Origin of the sequence: Thermoleptolyngbya oregonensis NK1-22, assembly GCF_032705245.1 — a bacterium.
Lineage (GTDB): Bacteria > Cyanobacteriota > Cyanobacteriia > Elainellales > Elainellaceae > Thermoleptolyngbya > Thermoleptolyngbya sichuanensis.
The window spans coordinates 1,007,114-1,026,371 of record NZ_CP053540.1 but is presented as its reverse complement, the minus strand read 5'-3'; the positions used below and the strand labels follow the sequence as shown (position 1 = coordinate 1,026,371).

At 58.3% G+C, this 19,258-nt stretch carries 16 protein-coding genes and 1 pseudogene; 4 read left to right on the top strand and 13 right to left on the bottom strand.

Going from position 1 to position 19,258, the window contains the following annotated elements; genetic code table 11:
• Window positions 1-119: 119 nt before the first annotated feature.
• The 3 genes from HNI00_RS04410 to HNI00_RS04400 form a co-directional block, all read right to left on the bottom strand.
• Complete coding sequence (locus HNI00_RS04410) at window positions 120-1,709, bottom strand: ABC transporter substrate-binding protein (protein ID WP_316791025.1); 1,590 nt, start codon at window positions 1,707-1,709, stop codon at window positions 120-122.
• 29 nt (window positions 1,710-1,738) lie between these two features.
• A complete protein-coding gene (locus tag HNI00_RS04405; RefSeq protein ID WP_316791023.1) occupies window positions 1,739-3,271 on the bottom strand; it encodes a protein kinase domain-containing protein in 1,533 nt (510 codons plus the stop codon).
• A 202-nt stretch (window positions 3,272-3,473) separates the two neighbouring features.
• Window positions 3,474-4,460 carry a LysR family transcriptional regulator gene (locus HNI00_RS04400; RefSeq protein ID WP_277772746.1) on the bottom strand — a complete coding sequence of 329 codons (987 nt, stop codon included), beginning with the start codon at window positions 4,458-4,460 and terminating at the stop codon, window positions 3,474-3,476.
• A 488-nt stretch (window positions 4,461-4,948) separates the two neighbouring features.
• Here HNI00_RS04400 and HNI00_RS04395 point away from each other — a divergent pair, with 488 nt between their 5' ends.
• Window positions 4,949-5,884, top strand: a complete 936-nt coding sequence (locus HNI00_RS04395; protein WP_316791020.1) for a hypothetical protein — start codon at window positions 4,949-4,951, stop codon at window positions 5,882-5,884.
• A gap of 150 nt (window positions 5,885-6,034) precedes the next feature.
• Window positions 6,035-6,520 carry a 2Fe-2S iron-sulfur cluster-binding protein gene (locus HNI00_RS04390; RefSeq protein ID WP_068510758.1) on the top strand — a complete coding sequence of 162 codons (486 nt, stop codon included), beginning with the start codon at window positions 6,035-6,037 and terminating at the stop codon, window positions 6,518-6,520.
• A 272-nt stretch (window positions 6,521-6,792) separates the two neighbouring features.
• Here HNI00_RS04390 and HNI00_RS04385 read toward each other — a convergent pair whose 3' ends face one another.
• The 3 genes from HNI00_RS04385 to HNI00_RS04375 form a co-directional block, all read right to left on the bottom strand.
• Complete coding sequence (locus HNI00_RS04385) at window positions 6,793-7,347, bottom strand: NADPH-dependent FMN reductase (protein WP_316791018.1); 555 nt, start codon at window positions 7,345-7,347, stop codon at window positions 6,793-6,795.
• 374 nt (window positions 7,348-7,721) lie between these two features.
• Complete coding sequence (locus HNI00_RS04380; protein WP_316791016.1) at window positions 7,722-8,474, bottom strand: class I SAM-dependent methyltransferase; 753 nt, start codon at window positions 8,472-8,474, stop codon at window positions 7,722-7,724.
• 59 nt (window positions 8,475-8,533) lie between these two features.
• A complete protein-coding gene (locus HNI00_RS04375) occupies window positions 8,534-9,622 on the bottom strand; it encodes a PIN/TRAM domain-containing protein (protein WP_316791014.1) in 1,089 nt (362 codons plus the stop codon).
• Window positions 9,623-9,909: 287 nt separating this feature from the next.
• Here HNI00_RS04375 and hemW point away from each other — a divergent pair, with 287 nt between their 5' ends.
• On the top strand, window positions 9,910-11,154 hold the full coding sequence (gene hemW, locus HNI00_RS04370) for a radical SAM family heme chaperone HemW (RefSeq protein WP_316791012.1): 1,245 nt from the start codon (window positions 9,910-9,912) through the stop codon (window positions 11,152-11,154).
• Between the two features lie 17 nt (window positions 11,155-11,171).
• Here hemW and HNI00_RS04365 read toward each other — a convergent pair whose 3' ends face one another.
• Window positions 11,172-12,020 carry a DNA-formamidopyrimidine glycosylase gene (locus HNI00_RS04365; RefSeq protein WP_316791011.1) on the bottom strand — a complete coding sequence of 283 codons (849 nt, stop codon included), beginning with the start codon at window positions 12,018-12,020 and terminating at the stop codon, window positions 11,172-11,174.
• A gap of 393 nt (window positions 12,021-12,413) precedes the next feature.
• A pseudogene (locus HNI00_RS04360) lies at window positions 12,414-12,641 on the bottom strand (photosystem I reaction center subunit IV); the annotation flags it as partial.
• 371 nt (window positions 12,642-13,012) lie between these two features.
• Here HNI00_RS04360 and HNI00_RS04355 point away from each other — a divergent pair.
• Window positions 13,013-14,305, top strand: coding sequence for a hypothetical protein (locus HNI00_RS04355; protein WP_316791008.1), 1,293 nt, complete (start codon window positions 13,013-13,015; stop codon window positions 14,303-14,305).
• A gap of 72 nt (window positions 14,306-14,377) precedes the next feature.
• Here HNI00_RS04355 and HNI00_RS04350 read toward each other — a convergent pair whose 3' ends face one another.
• From HNI00_RS04350 to codA, 5 genes are all read right to left on the bottom strand, one after another.
• Entirely contained in the window at window positions 14,378-15,331 is a 954-nt protein-coding gene (locus tag HNI00_RS04350) for a PhoH family protein (protein ID WP_316791006.1), read from the bottom strand.
• Between the two features lie 145 nt (window positions 15,332-15,476).
• Window positions 15,477-15,860 (bottom strand): KH domain-containing protein, encoded by a 384-nt coding sequence (locus HNI00_RS04345; protein WP_084782559.1) that lies wholly within the window; start codon window positions 15,858-15,860, stop codon window positions 15,477-15,479.
• A 4-nt stretch (window positions 15,861-15,864) separates the two neighbouring features.
• Window positions 15,865-16,116, bottom strand: coding sequence for a 30S ribosomal protein S16 (gene rpsP / locus HNI00_RS04340; RefSeq protein WP_068510770.1), 252 nt, complete (start codon window positions 16,114-16,116; stop codon window positions 15,865-15,867).
• A 147-nt stretch (window positions 16,117-16,263) separates the two neighbouring features.
• Window positions 16,264-17,793, bottom strand: a complete 1,530-nt coding sequence (locus HNI00_RS04335; protein WP_316791002.1) for a SagB/ThcOx family dehydrogenase — start codon at window positions 17,791-17,793, stop codon at window positions 16,264-16,266.
• 132 nt (window positions 17,794-17,925) lie between these two features.
• Window positions 17,926-19,206: a cytosine deaminase gene (codA, locus tag HNI00_RS04330; protein WP_316791000.1), complete on the bottom strand. Its 1,281-nt coding sequence runs from the start codon at window positions 19,204-19,206 to the stop codon at window positions 17,926-17,928.
• Window positions 19,207-19,258: the final 52 nt, after the last annotated feature.

Genomic DNA, 19,258 nt, shown 5'->3' with positions numbered 1-19,258 from the left:
ATTTTATTGGATCACATTGGATCACAGCAGGGCATCCCAGCGGACACAGCCGCCCTGCCCCCCCTTCATCATGCCACCATCATGCCACGCCAAGGCACAGGGATTGGCGTGGAAGTATCCTAACCGACGGCATTGGGCGCTGGAGGCGCATCGGAGGCGGGCGTTTCCACAGGATTGGACGGCGACGCGGGTACAGGGAAAGGTTGCGGTGCTGGGCTGGGCGCTGAGACGGGGATAGAGTCGGGGGCTAGTTGGGGAACTGGTTGGGGGACTGGCGCAGGCAGGGCGTGGCCCAGTGGCACAAAGTCAAACCCAAAGCCCGATCGCAGGCCAGGCTGCACTGTCACCAACTGCACGCCCTGGTTGCGATCGCCCGTTGGCAAAAATCGCACCGTTCCCGTCGCGCCGCTGGCAAAAAACTCAGGGGAGCGGAGCGCCTGCTGCACACCCGCGCGGTTCGGGGCCTGCTCCAGCGCAGCAATTAGCGTTTGGGCCGCATCGTAGGCCATGGCGGTGCGCCAGTTCACGTCGCCTCGCCAAAGCTGGCGCGATCGCTCCACAAACGCCGCCTGCGACGCAGACAGAATATGCCACGGCACTGCCACCACCATGCCCACAGACTCCGGCCCGCCCACCTCTAGCGTCTTCGGCGCGTATACATCGCCGCCCGCCAGCAGAGGCAGCCGCCCGCCATTCGTCCGCACCACTTGCAGCGTCCGGTCAAGCTGGTCGCCATCGGTCAGCAGCACCAGCGCCGTCGCGCCTTGGGCCGTTGCCTGCTGAATGCTGTCTGCGGCGCTAAAGGTAGACTGCGACACGTCGATTTCTCGCACCACTAGCCCTCCGCCGAGGGAGAGCGCCGTCCCAAATTCTGCCTTGAGCGACTGGCTGTAGCGACTGCGCGAGTCGAAAAAGACGGCGGCTTTTTGCTGCCTCATCTGGTTGAGCAAGTGATCGGCCAGGGCGCGGGCGGTCACAAAATCGCTGGGCACGGTGCGATAGGTATAGGCTCCGGCATGGGCTAGTTCAACGGCAGTGCTGAGCGGCGAAATGGCAACCAGTTGCCCTGCTTCGTAAATCTCCGCAGCCGCCAGAGTTGCCTCGGCGCTGGCGTGGCCAACCACACCCAACACGGCAGGATTGGCAGCCAAGGCCTGGGCGATCGCCCTCGCCACAGCAGGACGGTTTTCGTCATTGGCAATGATCACCCGCAGCAGCACGCCGCCAATGCCGCCCCGCTGGTTCACTTCCTGCTGCGCCTGGGCCACGCCCCGCAGCACCTCTAGCGAACTGTTCAAATCCTGGCTGAGGGGCACGGAGACGGCAATCGCATAGGCCGGGTTTGCGCCAATCTGGGCGTTGTTTAGGTAAATTAGCGCCTCTGGGTCGTTGGGCGTGGATTGGAGCGCGGCGGCAAAGTAGGCAGCGGCCTGGCGAGAATTTCCAGCGGCGATCGCCTGCACGCCCTGATGCTTCTCTGGCGACGCGCCCGCCTGAATCAACAGCCGCTCGCCGCTGCTGATGCGCCCCAGCACCTCGTTGGGCGAGAGTCCGTCTGGCTCTGTAGGACGCAGCCGAGTGCTAACCGACAGCAAATGCGCCGTTTTCAGATGATCTGCCGACCACCACAGCCCCATCACCACCACGCCCAGCGTGATTAACAGTGAAAGGACGAATGCCGGTGTTTCCGTTTCCCGTTGGCTAGACATACTTTTTCACAAGGGCGATGCACCCGCCGCTACAAGACTCGCGACAGCGCCAGATAAACCAGTCTGAATATAATTCCGACGAAAACGGCCAGCAGTCCGGCAAAAATGGCCAACATAAAAATATTGGGTAGCGACGGTGCAGCAATAATCGCTAGCCCTCTTCTAAGGGGCGTAAACGCCACCAGCGCCAGCGTGATCCCTGCAATGATGAGCAGATCATTGCGCTCGATCCAGCGGCGCGACTGGGCAAAAATCAGCCCTATCACGATTCCCAGCAGCGGCACCCAAAATACCGGGCTGACGATCGTCGTCCCCAAGAGGCTGAGCAGGGCGATCGCCACTAGTCCGCCCTCAAAACCCGTGAACAGCGCTCCACCCAAAAACTCCATGAGTGAAAACGGCGCAACCGTCGGCGCAGGGGGCGGGGCAGCAGCAGGCTGGGGCGGAGAAGCGGGCGCAGGCGGGGCAGGGGGCGGAGAAACAGGCGCAGGCGGGGCAGACGGAGCCGATTGCAGAGACGTTTGCCCCGTGGCTGGTGGCGCAGCGGTAACTGGGAAGCCCTGACTGGGTTGCGTAATCTGCACGGGATGGTGCGCCAGCGACGCGGCTCCCAGCGCATCCTGCACCTCCTGGGCCGACTGAAACCGCTGGCTGGGCGTGGGCAGCAGCATTTTGTTCAGTACGTCCGCTAGGCGATCGCTCACCGGTGTAGACAAGTGCGATCGCCAGTTCCAGTGATTGCTATAGGCATCGTAGAGTTCGTTGGGCTGTTTGCCCGTCAGCAGCGTAATACAGGTCACCGCCAGCGCATACAAATCCGTCGCCGGATACACTTGGTCGCCCCGCATCTGCTCCGGCGGCGCAAACCCCATCGAGTAAATCCCTGTAGAAGCCCTGCCGCCTGTACTGACTGCGGCCGCTGTCACCTGCTTCACTGCGCCAAAGTCCAGCAAAAACAGCCGCCCATCCCGCCGCCGCATGATGTTCGACAGCTTGATATCGCGGTGGATTGAGCCGTTGGCATGAACGTAGTCAAGCACCTTGAGGACTTCCTCTAACACCTCCAGCACTTCAGACTCCGAAAATGCCCCCCGTTGTTCCAGTTCTTGCTCTAAATCTTTGCCATCGATAAATTCCTGCACCAGATAGAAGAACCGATCCGTCCTTCCCGGAACCAGGCTGGGCACTTCCAGTTCAAAAAAGGCAAGCAAGTTGGGAATTTGGGGATGGTTGCTGCCTAGCTGTTCCAGCACCTCCGCCTCGCGCTGGAATAGCGTCTGCGCGACCTGGAGCTGGTTGGGGCTGAGGTCGCCCGACGGCTGAAACTGTTTCACCACACACTGGCGCATAGCGGGCGTGTAGCGATCGCGCGCCAAAAACGCTGCCCCAAAGCCGCCCTTCCCTAGCAGCTTTTGCGGGATGTATCTCCCCTGCAACAGCAGCGGCATCCCGCAGGTGGTGCAAAACTTCTGCTGCACCGTCCGCAGGGTTGCTGAATCGTCCAGATCCATAAAGTGATTTTGCGGGCGGGGACAGCCAAAACGGGTGCAATAAACTTCCATACGGCGCGGCTAGCTGACAGGGGTGAACACACGCGAACCCTACAGCTATAGGTTAACCCGGATAGGTAAAACCGAACCTTGACAAGCAGCCTGCCAAGCTGCCGCCAGAATATTTGCAGAATACTTGCAGAATATTTGCAGAATATTTGCTAGCCTGTCCAATCGGCAAAGCAGGCTCTTGGCCTGCGCCCTCAGCCCACGCTCAGGTTTCGACGGGCAACACCGCTGCTGCCATCGATCCATGACCGTCATGGGCAGGACTGGGGACATGGGTGGAAAACTGAGGCAACACTTCTTCAATAAAGGCTTGGGCCGCCTTGGAGCGATAGCGGTTGGGGTTCACAATCACCGACAGCATCCGATTGACCACCACATCTTCGATGCGGGTGCGCTTTAGCACATCCATTTGGAGCTCTTTCTCAATCGCTGAAATAGAGACAAAAGCAGCGCCCAGCCCCGACTGCACCGCGTTTTTGATGGCCTCGATAGAGTTTAGCTCCATTTCCACCTTCAGGCGGCGCGTTTCAATGCCGCTGCGCGTAAGAACCTGATCAATCACTTTGCGGATCGTGGACTGCGAATCGAGGGTGATGAACTGGAGCTTGTAGAGGTCGTCTTTTTGCACGATGCCCTGGCGAGCCAGCGGGTGATAGGCGGGCAGGATGAGTGCTAGTTCGTCTTCGGCATAGGGAATAATTTCTAAAGATTCCTGTAATTCGGGAGGCACTTCTCCGCCGATAATCGCTAGGTCGATCTGCCCGTTGGCGACGCTCCAGGCCGTGCGCCGGGTGGAATGGACGTGAAGCTGGACGGCGACTTCGGGATACTGCTTGCGAAACACGCCAATCATGCGAGGCAGTAGGTAGGTTCCGGTGGTCTGGCTGGCCCCTACGATCAGCGTCCCGCCTTGGAGGTTTTGCAGGTCTTCGATGGCGCGGCAGGTTTCTTCACAAAGGGACAAAATGCGATCGCCATAGCTGAGCAGCAGATGCCCCGCTTCTGTAAGCTGGGCCCGCCGACCGCCCCGGTCAAACAGCGGTACATCTAGCTGGCGCTCTAGGTTTTGCACCTGCAAGCTGACGGCAGGCTGCGACACATAGAGGCTGTCGGCCGCTCGTTTGAAGCTCCCCTCGGCGGCGATCGCCTTGAGAATCCGTAACTGATCCAGTGTGAAAGGAAGGTCAGCCATGACTGCTAAGCCTAACAAAAGAATGAACCGGGAGTATGAACCTGAAGCATGAAAAAGTGATCAACCGTCTCAAACATCAACCTCTTAGCGGTGCAGCATCGCCTTACTTATGGGTCAATTCTGCAACGTGATCAAACCGACAGCATTCTCCGAAATCCTGATTTTGGCGGCGCGTCTAGCTCTTGGGGTGACAAACGCTTGAGCGCTAGGCCGCAGCCAGATAGCCTGAGCGTGGAGCGTGGGTCTTGTGCGTTTGACCACACCTGACATCATTGGACTACAGAATGTCCCTTTCTAGCGCATCGGTGTAGATAAACATTCAGTAAACAACATCCTGTGAGAAAAAGGCGAAAAAGTTGGGCAAATTGAGGCAAGCTAAATCAAGCTAGATTTTTTAATGAATCTTAACGTATCGATTTGATGACCTGCGCTGCCTGAGAGCGCCACTTTAGGAATCCTTTAGTATTAGAGCAGCATTAGAGCAACTTATGAAGCGGGAGGTCGTCCAGGAGTTTCTGAATCAACCCGGTGTCGCTGGGATTGCCCTGATGGATGGGCGATCGCGACCCTACTTTTTTGGGGTTGATCAAACCCTCAACTTTCAGCAGAAAGAGGCGCTAGCCCAGGGGATTCAGCAAGTCGTGCAAACGACACCCCCTGGATTTGAGTATTTTGAATTTCAGTTTAGCGGGCATCGTGCCTATATCTACAAATTTGATCACGGCATGATTTTGCTGGTGCTGGCGACTGGTGAGCTAGTCTTGGCAACCTACGCGCCGCTCATTCATCAACTGCGGGCAGAGCTAAAGCATGATCTGACCAATGCGATCGCCACCTTTCGCCTACTCGCAGGCAACCTCTCTCTGTCGAACCAAAATTACTGGCAGCCCACTGGCCCAACCGGCCCCTCCGCTCCCCTTCCTGCTGCCCCGTGGCACAGTCCCCCTTCGTCCCCTGTTCAGCCTCAGGCTGTCCCCGCGCCCCCACCTGTTTCTTCGGAGTCTATTGCCCGCGATCCGGTTTCGTCGTCGTCTGTTTCTGAAGATGCTGCGGGTCCTGAGGCGTTGCCCCCCGATGCGCCTGCGCCCACGCTCAAGGAACTGCTGACTGCGGTGAATCAAATCAGCCAGTTCACCACGCACTATCTGGGGCCGACGGTCGTGGCTAACTACTGGCGATCGAGCCGTCCGGCGATGGAGTGGCTTGGCAATTTTGAAATCGATCGCGCTGCCCGGATCACCTACACAGGAGACGTGCCCGCCCTGTCGCAGACCCTCAGCGATGAGCAGCAGCAGGGGGTTCAAGACTGGACTCGCGCCTTTATCCAGCGGTGTTCTCGCGTGATGCGGGACTTTTCGACGCTGCTGGATCAGGGCGTGCTGGACGATCGCCAAAAGGCGTTTCTGGCGCTGTCATCCCTCTAGGTCTTCTCGCTGGAGAGATGCGGCTTCCTGAAGGGCGATCGCCCTTATTTCCCTGACTCAGAGCGATGCCTGCCTCAGTGTAGCTCTCTTAACTCTGCGTGCTTTTCCCTCTGCTTTCCGCTTTGATTGCTAACCTCTGGAGACCCCGTCATGGCTAAAACTGTCCGCCTGGAACCGATTGCTCAAGAAACCTCAGTCGAAACCAACGGCAACTTGCTCTCTGTTTTAATTAACAAAGATCTGGATGTCTTACGCGAATGCGGCGGACGGGGCATGTGCGCTACCTGCCATGTCTATGTCACCGAAGGCATGAACCAGCTCTCGCCGATCAACCGCCGAGAACAGCGGACCCTGGAAGTCATCACCACCTGCCGCCCAAACTCCCGCCTTGCCTGCCAGGCCCGCGTCCAGGGCAACGGGGTCACTGTCGAGCTACCAGCCGGGATGTACATCAACTCGCTGCAAGACATTGAGGTGCTGATCGGGCGACGGGCAGAGCAAAACCTGCTGCACCCGATTACGGGTCAAGTGCTGGTGGAAGAGGGCAAGCTGATTACTCGCTCCATGATGAAGCAGTTGGAAGCCACGCCGACCTTCAGAGTGTCGGAATACTTCTCCAATAGCAGTGAGGCTTAGAGGGTGTTTGAAAAGGTATCGACTGTAATGTTAAGCACTCAGAGATCCCCCCTAGCCCCCCTTAAAAAGGGGGGAAACCGCCTTAAAGTCCCCCTTTTCAAGGGGGATTTAGGGGGATCTTGCACGCTTTGCTACAAACAGTAGGACTTTTCAAACATCCTCTTAGACCGATGCCAAGGGGGCGGGGTGAGGAATGAGACGTTGCTCCAGAACCTGACCCCCCGTCTCGAACTGGCTCAGAAACTTGCCCAGAAACTTGCTGAGGGACTGGCTCAAGCCGAGACGGAGACAGAGCGGAGCTTTCGGGTGTTTTCGACTAGGCTTTTGGCAAAGGCATCAAAGCGCTTGGAGAGAGCTTCATCGCTCAGGTTGCCCTCAGCATCAAAGGCTTTCCAGGCTTGCCCGATCGCCACTTGCTCTGGAATCACCCAGGCGTGAACCCAGCGCAGGATGGTTCGCAGGTCGTTGAGCGCGTTGCTGTTGGGCTGTCCACCCAGGACGCTGATGTTGCCCACTACCTTGTCGGTAAATTCTTCAAAGCCCATCAAATCGAGGGCATTTTTTAGCACGCCGCTGACGCTGCCGTGATATTCCGGGGTTGCCAGAATGATGCCGTCTGCCTGACGAAACGCCTGTTGTAAGCGGGCTACATCGGGATAGCCGGAATAGTCGTCGCCGCCATCGCAAAAGGGGAGATGGAGCGATCGCAGATCCAGAATTTCTACCTCGGCTCCTAGCGCCCGGACTCGCTCGGTGGCGATCGCCAGCGCTTTGTGACTATAGGAACCTGGACGCAAACTCCCAGCAATCCCCACGATTTTGACCATTGCGTTAACCTTTCTTAAGCTCTACATCGACTTGCTTCTATTCTAGCTAAATCGAACTCGGTATGAGTATGCTTTGTGAGCCGGATCAGGGCTTCTCGGCAAGGGGCTTCAAGGACAAAAACGCAAAAACCGAAAAAAACGCAAAAAAAGGGAGGGACTACGGGTAGCCCTCCCAACCATCAGGGTGCATCTACTTATCACATTATGCCATCTCAGGGATGAGGGGTGTCACCCCCTAAATAAAGTTTCTTCGTTTATTCATTGGCATAAGTTATAGCAGCCAGTCTTTTTGATATGCAAATTAAATGTTAGCGTATCAATCACTGCTATCATACGCAAACTCCTCTGTTTTTGCACCTGCTGATCAAAAACCCTTAGCTAAACTTGACCCGATAGAGATAAAAGAGTTCACCGGGCTGTTTTTTCATCACCTGTGCCTTGTGGGTCTTCAGCAAGTCTTGCCATGCGCTGAGGGGTTCCAGAAACACCTCTGCTCCCAGATACGTTTCCAAAATGGCCCAGTTTTCGGCCAGGGGCGAATCGGGATCAATAACATCGAACACAAACATGCCGCCGGGTTTGAGGACGCGCTGCACCTCGGTCAGGACGGCTTTCCAATAGTCCAGCGGGTAGTAGCAGCTAAACCCAGTGGCGATCGCCAGGTCAAACTGATCCGCTTCGTACTGAAGCTGATGCGCCGGGCCAGGCTGCACGCCTTTGAACAGCTTGGAGTTGAGCTGGGGACCGCGGGCGTTGAGCGTGTCTCGCGCCACCTGGCTGATTTCCTGCCCATAGAACACAGCCTCCCAGTCGCGCCAGGGATAGATCAGAAAGCTCACGCCGCAGCCAATGTCCAGACAGCGCTGCTGCTTTTTGGGCTGGGCAACGTCCCAAAAGGGCGAGGCGATTTTTGCGGTGAGCAGACCTGCCTGCCACTCCTGGTAAATGGGCATTTCGGTCACTTCGGCGGGCAGGTCAAACGGCTCTCGCTGATATTCCTGGTTGAATCGGCGGGCAACAGCCGCAAGCTGGGGCTGCCATTCGTCAGCGCGATCGCCCAAAAAGCTCGCCAGACTGTTTCCTGACGGGCCCTTTGGCGACGACCCAGCCGCTCGATCTTTTGCCATTATTCACTCACTCGATCAACCTTTGACAGCGAGACTTGCAGCGAAACTTTCGTCCTGTGCTATCCGCGTGGCACCGCCGAAGACTGCTCCGGGCGGGCAAAGATCATGCGCCCCGCCGACGTTTGCAGCGCCCCCGTCACCAGCACGCAGATTTCATCGCCAATATAGTCGCCCCCTTCCTCCACCACGACCATCGTGCCATCGTTGAGATAGCCCACGCCCTGCGCGGGTTCCTTGCCCTGCTTCAAAATCTTCAGGTCGAAGGTGTCTCCGGGCAGATAGGTCGGGCGGATCGCCTGGGCCAGGTCATTGATATTCAGCACGGGCACCTGCTGCAAACTGGCGACCTTGTTGAGGTTGTAGTCATTGGTCAGCAGCGTTCCGTTAATATCTTGCGCCAGCCGCACTAGCTTGGCATCGACGGTGGGAATGTCGTCATAGTCGGCCGGGTGGATGGCAATGCGGTCGGGATAGGCTTCCTTGATGCGGTTGAGGATATCCAGCCCGCGCCGCCCGCGCACCCGCTTCTGGTCACTGGAGGCATCTGCCACCTGCTGAAGCTCTTGCAGAACAAACTGCGGCACTAGAATCTGCCCTTCAATAAAGCCCGTTGCCAGGATGTCTTCGATGCGTCCGTCGATGATGCAGCTTGTGTCTAGCACTTTTGCCGCAGCGGGCTTGAGCGTGCCCTCAGCCACCAGCAGCGTTTCGACACTGTTGGGGTTGATCAGGCGCAGGAGCGATCGCCCGTGAGCATCGGCCAGATTCACCCCCGAAAAGGCAAAAATGACGCTGCCCAAAATCGCGGCTAGTGGCTTGATAAAGGCAAATTCTGTAGGAATGGGCAGCAGAAAAATCGGAGCCAGCAGCAGGTTCGCCACCAGCAGCCCCAGCACCAGCCCCACCGAACGGCTGAGCAGCATATCCACTGGCATTTCGCGCACCTGCCGCTCGACGCGCCGATAGGAGGTCTGCGCCACCAGCCCCAGCGCCAGCCCCAGCAGCCCGCCAAAGCCACCCGTCACCAAGCCCAGCCCCTCGCGGTTCGTCACTTGGTCGAGCGCGTCCATCGGCAGCAAATCGACGCTGAAATAGCCGATCCCTGCGCCCGCTACAATGAATGAAAGAATGATGATTGCGTCAAGCATAGGTTCCAGTGAAACGCTGGAGAAAAGGCGGCGCGGTCAGAGGTCGCGGTCACGAAGTCACGAGAGGGTTGTAAGTGAGGGGAGAGTGAAGAGAACGAGCGGACGGAGGGGCGCACTGAGGGGCGCACTGAGGGGCGATCGCCAGATGAGAGACTTTGAGAGCCTCGTTAGGCTAGCCAGCCCGGAAGTTGTCGTTAAGCTCGATGCAGCGGGTTAGCCCGTCACGCGCAGGCCCATTCACAGGCCCATTATATCGCCCGATTTTACACCGGAAGATTCCTCTAGCAATGGCAGCCCAACAGATCGCAACAGTTTCGCCTGCCGCTTCTAAAGCCAAACCTCAAGACGACTTTCCAACGGCGGCCTATCTCCATATTCCCTTTTGCCGTCGCCGCTGTTTTTATTGCGACTTCCCGATTTCGGTGGTGGGCGATCGCGCTCGTGGCGAAACATCAGGAACCATCGCCCAGTATGTCGAGGTGCTGGAGCGAGAAATCCTGATCACTGGGCAAGACGGGCGATCGCCGCTGGAAACCGTCTTCTTTGGGGGCGGCACGCCCTCGCTGCTGTCGGTGGCGCAGGTCGATCGGCTGCTGACGAGGCTCGATCAGCACTTCGGCATCGCGACGCAGGCAGAAATTTCAATGGAAATGGACCCTGGAACCTTTGACCTGAGCCATGTCCAGGGCTATAGGGCCGCCGGGGTCAATCGCATCAGCCTGGGCGTACAGTCGTTTCAGGCAGACTCGCTGCAAGCCTGCGGCCGCACCCATCGGCCAGAAGACATTCCCCTGGCGGTAGACCTGATTCGTTGCGCTGGGCTAGACAACTACAGCCTGGACTTGATTTCGGGATTGCCGCACCTGACGCTGGAGCGCTGGCAGGAGAATCTGGATCGGGCGATCGCCCTCGACCCCGCCCACCTGTCTATCTATGACCTCACGGTGGAACCGGGCACGGCCTTTGCCCAGCGCTATCGGCCCGGCGAAGCGCCCCTCCCCACCGACGAAGCCACCGCCCAGATGTATCGCCTCGCCCAGCAGGTGTTGACCCAGCGCGGCTTCCAGCACTACGAAATCTCGAACTACGCCCGCCCCGGCTACTCGTGTCGCCACAACCGGGTTTACTGGGAAAATCGGCCCTACTACGGCTTTGGCATGGGCGCGGCCAGCTACGTGAACCATCAGCGCTTTAGCCGTCCCCGCACCCGCCGCGAATATTTCCAGTGGGTGGAAACACTAGAGGCCGCAGGCGGCAGGCTGGCGCATCCCACCACGCCCCCCCAGGAACGGCTACTCGATACGCTGATGCTGGGGCTGCGCCTGGCCGACGGGCTGGATCTGCTCAGGCTAGAACTGGAGTTTGGCAAGGGGGCGATCGCCCGCATCCTCACCTGCCTGCAACCCCACCTTCAGCGCGGCTGGGTTGATCAAACGCCCTCCCGCATTCGCCTGACCGACCCAGAGGGCTTCCTATTCTCCAATGTCGTGCTGTCGGATTTGTTTGAGGCGCTGAGCGAATCGCCCGTTTAACAAGCCAGACTCGACCCTCACCGCTGACACGCCTTGCAATAGTGCGCCGATCGCCCGGCCATCTTGAGCCGCAGGATCGGGGCGCTGCATACGCGGCAGGGTTCGCCGTCGCGGTTGTAAACCCAGGCCACGCCGCCGTAGTTGCCATTGATGCCCTGTACGTCACGAAAGTCGCTAAAGGTGGTGCCCTTGTTGGCGATCGCCGTTTGCAGCACGTCTCGAATGGCGTGGTGGAGCCGCTGAATTTGCTTCGGCTTCAGTCGGGCGCAGAGGGTCTGCGGGCGAATACCGCTGAGAAACAGGGCCTCGTCGGCGTAGATGTTGCCAATGCCTGCGACGAGGGATTGGTCTAGTAAGGCGTTTTTAATAGGGCGCTGGCGGCCGCGTAGCCACCGGGCAAAATAGTCTACTGAAAAATCGTCGGAAAGCGGCTCTGGGCCAAGGGCTTGCAGTCCGGTGATGACGGATTCCGGCGGGCGATCGCCCGGAACCCACCACAGTTGCCCAAAGGTGCGCTGATCTACAAACCGTAGTTCTCGGTTCTCTGGAAAAAACAGCCGCACTCGACAGTGCTTTTGCAATGGAGCATCCTGCGCCACCCAGAGCAACTGCCCCGTCATCCGCAGATGCACACCGAGATAGCCAGCGGGCTGGTTGGCTGCGTCCACCAGTTCCGCCAGCAAATACTTGCCGCGCCGCCGCCACTGGGCGATCGCCAGCCCCCGTAGCCCTGCAACGAACTCAGGGGACGAAGCGGGATGGGCGATCGTGCGATCGAGCAGCACATCCGCCCCGACAATGGGCTGGCTCAGCGTCGTTTGGTTTAGCCCTCGGCGGACTGTCTCTACTTCGGGAAGTTCGGGCATGGGGGAGAACCGTTGCGATGCCCAGTAGAAAACGAGAGGAGGGCGATCGCGCCTAGTTCTCAAACTCTAGCGAACTCTGACGAAAAAGCGGGGCAAAAAAGCGAGGTGTCCTACTCACAGATCCTTTCCTGCCGAATCCTGAGATCTTTTCCTGTCGAATCCTGCTGCTGCCGAGTCCTGCTGCTGCCGAGTCCTGCTAAAAATTCGGGTTTCCTAGACAGATTAGCGACCTAACCCCTCTCGGAAACCCGAAACTGCCCTGGTAATTTAGGGTAATTCAGGACTTGTGTAATTTCAGACCGTGCCTGGTAATCAGGACATGCCTTCGCCTTCGGCCTTGTGGGGCGCATCGGTCGGCTCAGGCGCTTTGGGGGGCACCGCAGCCGTCTTTGCTTTGGCAGACTTGGGTGCAGGCGCAACTTCTTCTAGTTCGCTGAGGGCGAAGTTATTGGTGTTCACACCAGAAGCGCTGCCGCTGAAGCCGTTGTAATTCACCTTGTCAAACCGGACGATCACCGGGTACTTGATGCCGCTTTGATCGACCGAAGCAACCGTGCCGACATCGTTGTACCAATAAGATTCTTTGCGGAGAATCCGAACTTTTGAACCGCGTTCAACCATGAGTGCTTTTCCTTAGCTGATTAATCATCCTGGAGGCCATCTCTACAGATGCAGTCCCAGCGTGAGCGGTCAGGGCCGACCCTTTTGGGCGCAGGAGAAATGACTTTTCATAGTTTGATTTTCAGCGTACTACTCCCACGTAGCCATCTGGCGAGATCAAGGTTTAAGTTTTATTGCCTAACGTGTCTGGGTTTGAACGAGTGTTGCGCCTCTCGTCCCCCTGCTGGCTCCCTATAGCAAACGCAGAAGCCAGAGCAAAATTGCTGTTGAGATTTGCGGGATGCGCTTAAAATAGCGGGTAATCAATACGCCTGTATAGCGTTTGCCGCAGGCAGATTTCCCCCACAGAGCGGTAGCGCTCCGCAACAGCTATGAATAGGGTTCCGCACGGCTCAGCAGCGCCAGAGTTTGCAGCACAACCTGAAGCACAATTCGAGGCACAATTCGAGGCACAATTTGCAGAACAGCCTGAAGACGGTCATGACGTGCAAATCGGCAACGGACAACCCGCAGATTCAGGGTTTCTGAATTCCTCGGCTGCGGAGTGGCCTGCGGTCGGGTGGTCTGCTGGCGCTGCGGCGATTGACCCACCCCAGTCCGAAGTCCCGAATACCGAAGACGCGAGTGCAGTGCTGCCGCCCGACCCGACCTTGCCGCTATCCCCCCCAGCGTCCCCTTCAGGCAATTCTGCGGTGCTTGCGCTACCCCCTGTCCGGTTTTTGGGGAAGTTGTTAAATCAGCATCCCACGATCTTCTGGAGCGGGGTCTGGGTGATCACGTTGCTCTGTGCGGGCATTGCCGTCACGGGCCTGATGAATCCAGAACTGTCGTCCCAGCAGGAGCAGCCCGACCCGACCGGGGTAGAAGCCGTGCTGCGGGCGACCCGGCTCGATCGGCAAAGATCTGCGTCTCCGGCCGTCTCCTTTGGGCTGCTGGCGGTGAGTTGTGCGGGATGCTGTTTGCTGCTGTCGCGGCGGTTTCAGCAGCCCCAGTCGCTTGCTCAGCCAATGGGTCGCAAAAAACTGCGATCGCCCGCCAGAAGCACCATTGCCGCAGAACTGGAGGCGATCGCCACCTTCGCCTCCGACTCTATCCAAGACCCAGAGCGTTTGCCACCCCTGCGCAGCCGCCAGCCCTGGATAGACGCAGCCCTCTCCGCTGCAAACGCCGAGTCTGCGCCCGCGCCCCCTGCTAGCCACGCTCCGGGTTCTCCGGGTTCTCCGGGTTCTCTGGGTTCTCTGGGTTCTCAATTGCCGCAAGTCCCGCAAGCGCCCCAATCGCAGGATTACTTGAGCTATCTGCGCGTTCATGCCCAGTCTAAGGCGCAGAGCCAGCGGCTCGCTCGAACCGAAGGGCGATCGCCCTCTCGTCCCCAAAACCCCAGGCCCCAGAATATCCCTGCCAGCCCGCACACCATTGCCCCCTACGCGCCCAACCCGGCTTTGCCCGTCGCATTTCTCTCGCCTTCAGCACATTCCTTGCCAGAAAACGCCTTTTTGCCCGCTCCCATCGCCCAGCCCACGCTGCCCGCCGCCACCCAGCCGCCGCTCCACCTGAGCCAGCCGCCCCAGTCCCAGGCAGAGTCTCTGCCAGATCCAGCATCTACTCTGGCAGAACTGCGGAAGATTCAGGCGAAGCGGGCGCGAAAGGAAACGGAGTCGTAGGGTGTAGGGGATGATGCCAACCCTCAATTACGTTCAACGAACCTCAACGACCTCAACGACCTCAACGCTCCACTACGCTTCATGCTGCTCGTAAGCTGCCACAATCCGCTGCACCAAGGGATGGCGCACCACGTCCGCCTTGGAAAGATTGCAAAAGGCGATGCCCTCAACATGGCGCAGAATCTTTTCGGCGATCGCCAATCCAGACTGCTGATTCACGGGCAAGTCGGTCTGCGTCACGTCGCCCGTGACCACCATCTTGGAACGAAAGCCCAGCCGGGTCAGCACCATTTTCATCTGGGCGGGCGTGGTATTTTGCGCTTCGTCGAGGATGATAAAAGCATTGTTTAGCGTGCGCCCGCGCATGTAGGCCAGGGGCGCAACCTCGATCACGCCGCGTTCCATCAGTCCGGCAATTTTTTCGGGGTCGATGAGTTCATACAGCGCGTCGTAAAGCGGACGCAGGTATGGGTCAATTTTTTGCTGCAAATCGCCCGGCAAAAAGCCGAGCCGCTCTCCAGCTTCCACGGCTGGGCGGGTGAGAATCAGCCGCTCCACCTGATTAGACAACAGCGCCTGCACCGCTAGCACTGCCGCCAAAAACGTCTTCCCGGTTCCCGCCGGGCCGATGCAAAAGGTCAGGTCATGGGTGCGAATAGCCTGGACATATTGCCGCTGGCGAAACGTTTTGGCGCGAATCTCGTCACCCCGGCGAGTGCGGGCCAGCACGTCTCGCTGGAGTTCCTCTAAATCCCCTTGCCGACGAGTGTCGAGCGCCTGACGCGCGGTGAAAATGTCTGCTAGGGTGACGGCTTTGCCTGCTCCCCAGTAGGGTTCGAGCGATCGCACCAGTTTCTCACACAGTTCAACCTGGCTCTCGGTTCCTGAAATCAGGAGCTCCTGTCCCCGCATCACAACCGTTGCCCCCGTCTGACGAGCCAGCAGCTTCAGGTTTTCTTCCTGGTAGCCCGCAAGGGCGATCGCGCTTTCGGGGCTGGGAAACGGAACAATGGCAGAATTACCCATGCAGCGGGTCAGGATAGAAGGGCATAGGCGAAAGCGAGAGGATTGAAGTTAGGCTCAAAACGTTAGGCTCAAAACTCAAAACGCGCCTCAAAATTTGAAGAAATTTGAAGGCGCAGCGTCGGGCATTGTTAGGCAATATCGGGCATTATCGAGGGCGCGATCGACGGGGCATCGGCTTGGCAGAGCCAGAACGACGGTCAGACGGAGCTTCCCGCCCGCCCTCGTCTCGTCCAGCAGGCTGCCCACCAAACACATCCAGATGAAGAGAGTAGCCAGAGGCTCGCGCAATTCCCTGCAACACGGTGCGAATGGCTTGAATGTTGCGTCCGCCGCGACCGTACACCCGCCCCCGATCTTCGCCGTCAAACGCAACACGCACCAAGACCCTGGAATTGCGAGGCAGCACCTCACAATCGACCTTTAGTGATGCTGGCGATTCCAAAAATGGCTCCAGTAAAAACCTCACGACTCCTACGTAATCAGGAGTCGCAGCAGAATCTGGCAAATCGGGAGCAGTTGCGTCGGACACGACCTCACTGAGCCTTAAGCTGTTCAAAAACGTTTTGCTTTTCGAGGATATGGCGGACGGTATCCGTCGGCTGAGCGCCCTCTTTCAGACGCTTGATGATAGCAGGCACATTGAGCTTTACTTCATCGCTCCGGGGATTGTAAAAGCCCAACTCTTCTAGCGGACGACCATCGCGACGAGACGTACTCTTCACCGCAACGATCCGGTAGCTCGCCTCAAACTTTTTGCCGTACCGCTTTAAACGCAGCTTAACCATGCTTGAACTATTTGCTCCTGGGGTAATTCACAAAAACTTGCCGCAGTCCAGTCTCTTATTTTACTATGCCAAGGCTCACTGTGCAAAAGCATTTTGTGATAGCTTTTGCGACCAACTTGGACTCCTCTCTTGGATTTCTCTTTAGAATTACTCGCTGGCTCGACCCCGGCCGAGTGTCGTAATGTACAGCACAGCCTCATCGGGGGGAATGCCCAGCACTTCGTTCACCTGGTCGTCAAAAAATCCGCCGATGCCGCTGACTCCTAGCCCTAATCGCACGGCCGCCAGATTGAGGCGCTGGCCCAAATGGCCCGCATCCATGTGCAGGTAGCGATAGGCGCGATCGCCATACTGGGATACCGCCCGCTGCAAATCTGCCGTGTGAAACAGCACCGCCGCCGCATCGCGGCCCAGGTCTTGCCCCAGACAGAGGGTGTGTAGCTCTCGCCGAAAGTTTTTGAAGCGAATCTGGCGGAGTTCTTGGGCCCTGGGTGCGTAGTAGTAGCAGCCTTCTTCCAGCCCCTCTACGCCGGAAATGGCGATGAAGGTTTCGATCAGGCTGAGGTCGAAATAGTCGGGCGATCGGTCGAGGCCCTGATCCAGATAGTGAGCGGGTTGGTAGGTAAAATCGAGCAGCAGACGCAGTTCTTCCAGTGTCAGGTCGGCCCCGCTGTAGGCGCGGGTGGAGCGACGCTTGAGCATGGTCTTTTCTAGCTCTGACAGATGATCGCCCCAGGCGATCGCCCCGCTTTCCATTGACACCTTCAGGCAAAACGGAAAGTTGTATTGATCCGGCTCGCTGTTGGCGCGGGCGGCGGGCAGGCGATCGGGGACCGGATCGCCGCTGATTTGCGTCATCTGGTGCATGTAGCTCAGCAGCCTGCCGTCGGGAATGTCAGGATAGTCGGTCTGGATGGCGGAAGGGAGCGCCGTCGAGGTGGGCGGCAGGTTTTGGTCGATATCCCACAGGTCGGCTAGGGGAACAATGGCGATCGCCCCTTCTTGCGCCGCGTCCAGATACATCAACTGGTTCACCGCCTCATCGCGAAAGCCACCAATCAGGTGGGGGCGATAGTCGTTGATGGCCCCTGCCAGTTCGATGTTGCCCAACAAATGCCCAGAATCTAGAAGAATTCGGCGATAGGCCCGGTCTTGATAGCGCCAGGCCGATCGTCCAAACACCACCGTCACCACCAGCGCCATCTGGGTCGCGTCCAGCGCCGGATGCCAGAAACAGGCTTCCTGAAGCGGCTTCCAGGCTTCCGTTTCCCAAAAGTGCAGCAGCGAATTGGTCTGGGTCTGGTAATGATACAGCCCTGCTGGAAGCTGGGGCGTGCCCCGCGAAATCAGGTAGACCTCGGCCGGGTATAGCCCACCCGCCGACGGAGCCGCCCGCAGATAGACCGCTTCCCCATTCAGCATGGTCATTTTCACCGTCAGCCCATAGCTGCAAAACAGGAAGCGAGCAATCCGCTGCCACTGCTTGTCGCCGTTGTCTAGGGCGGGTTCGGCGTTGAGGTAGGGTTTCAGGTCATAGGCTGTGCCGATTTTGTATTCCTTAAAGGGAATAGGCTGGTTGCGCCAGTCAAGCTGTTGGGTCTTGCTGGCCAGCGTCGTGGGATCATATTTGGTGCGATCGTGAAAGTGCTGGGCGATCGAGCGGCGTTGATCTGGCATGAGTTCCACCGTAGCGTTCCACAATCCATCCTGCTCTACGATCTTGACACCCCAAACTCAGTTCGACGAGAGCAATTCTTACAAATTTGGTGATTTGGTGAATCCAGGCGAAAGTTGTCCCTAAAGTTGCCCCTAAAGTTTCCACTGCGGTTGCGGCGGTTCTGTCTGGGCGATGAGCCTGCCCCGTGAGATGACGTATCGGATCGTGGCGCGGCGGCGGATGGCATCGTAGCGATCGCCCGCGTCTAGCACAATCAGGTTTGCAGGTTTGCCCACCGCAATGCCGTACTGGTCTTCCACATGCAGCGTCTTTGCGCCGTTCCACGTCACCATGTTGTAGCAGGCATCGATTTCCGGCATCCCCGTCATTTGGCAGATGTGAACCGCCATGCTGGCCACGTCGAGCATATTGCCCGTGCCCAGGGAATACCACGGGTCTTGCACACAGTCATGGCCGAGGCTGACGTTTTGCCCCTGCTGCCAAAGTTCCTTGACCCGCGTCACGCCGCGCCGCTTGGGATAGGTGTCGGCACGTCCCTGCAAGGTGATGTTAATCAGCGGATTGGCGACGAAGTTGATGCAGGTTCGCTGCAAGAAGCCCATCAGCTTGAAGGCATAGGCATTGTTGTAGGAATGGAACGCGGTGGTGTGGCTAGCGGTGACGCGATCGCCCATGCCCGTGCGAATCGCATTGGCCACAATCACTTCCAGAAACCGGGACTGCTCATCGTCGATTTCGTCGCAATGCACGTCGATCAGTCGGTCATATTGGACGGCCAGTTCAAAAATCTTGTGAATCGACTGCACGCCGTCTTCTCGCGTTAGCTCGTAGTGGGGAATGCCGCCGACCACATCGGCCCCCATCAGCAGCGCCTCTTCCAGTAGCGTCTCGTTTTTCGGGCTACCGTACACGCCATCCTGCGGAAAGGCAACCACTTGCAGCGTCATCCAGTCTTTTACGGCCTCGCGGGCTGCTAGCAGTCCCTTCAGCGCCGTCAGCGTGGGTTCGCTCACGTCGGCATGGCTGCGGACAAACAGCACGCCCTGCTGAGCCTGCTGCTTCAGGGTGGCGATCGCCCGTTCGGTCACGTCTTCCAGCGTCAGCGATTGCTTGCGCTCCCGCCAAATTTCAATCCCCTCGAACAGCGTGCCGCTCTGGTTCCAGCGGGGATCGCCCACCGTCATGGCCGAATCTAGGTGAATGTGCGACTCCACAAAGGGTGGACTGACAATTTGCTCCTGTAGCGCTAGCTCGGTCTGATGCGGAGCGGCGGGCGGGAGTTGTGGGGCGATCGCCGTGATGGTGCCGTCTTCGATGGCAATATCGACCAATTCAGCGGGGCGATCGGGATGCAGCAACCGACCCCGGCGCAACAGCAATGCAGAAGCAGATTCAGGCGCAGATTCAGGCATAGCAGGAAAGTCGTGTGGCGAAACTTTCCCCAGTCTACTCTGGGCGATTCAC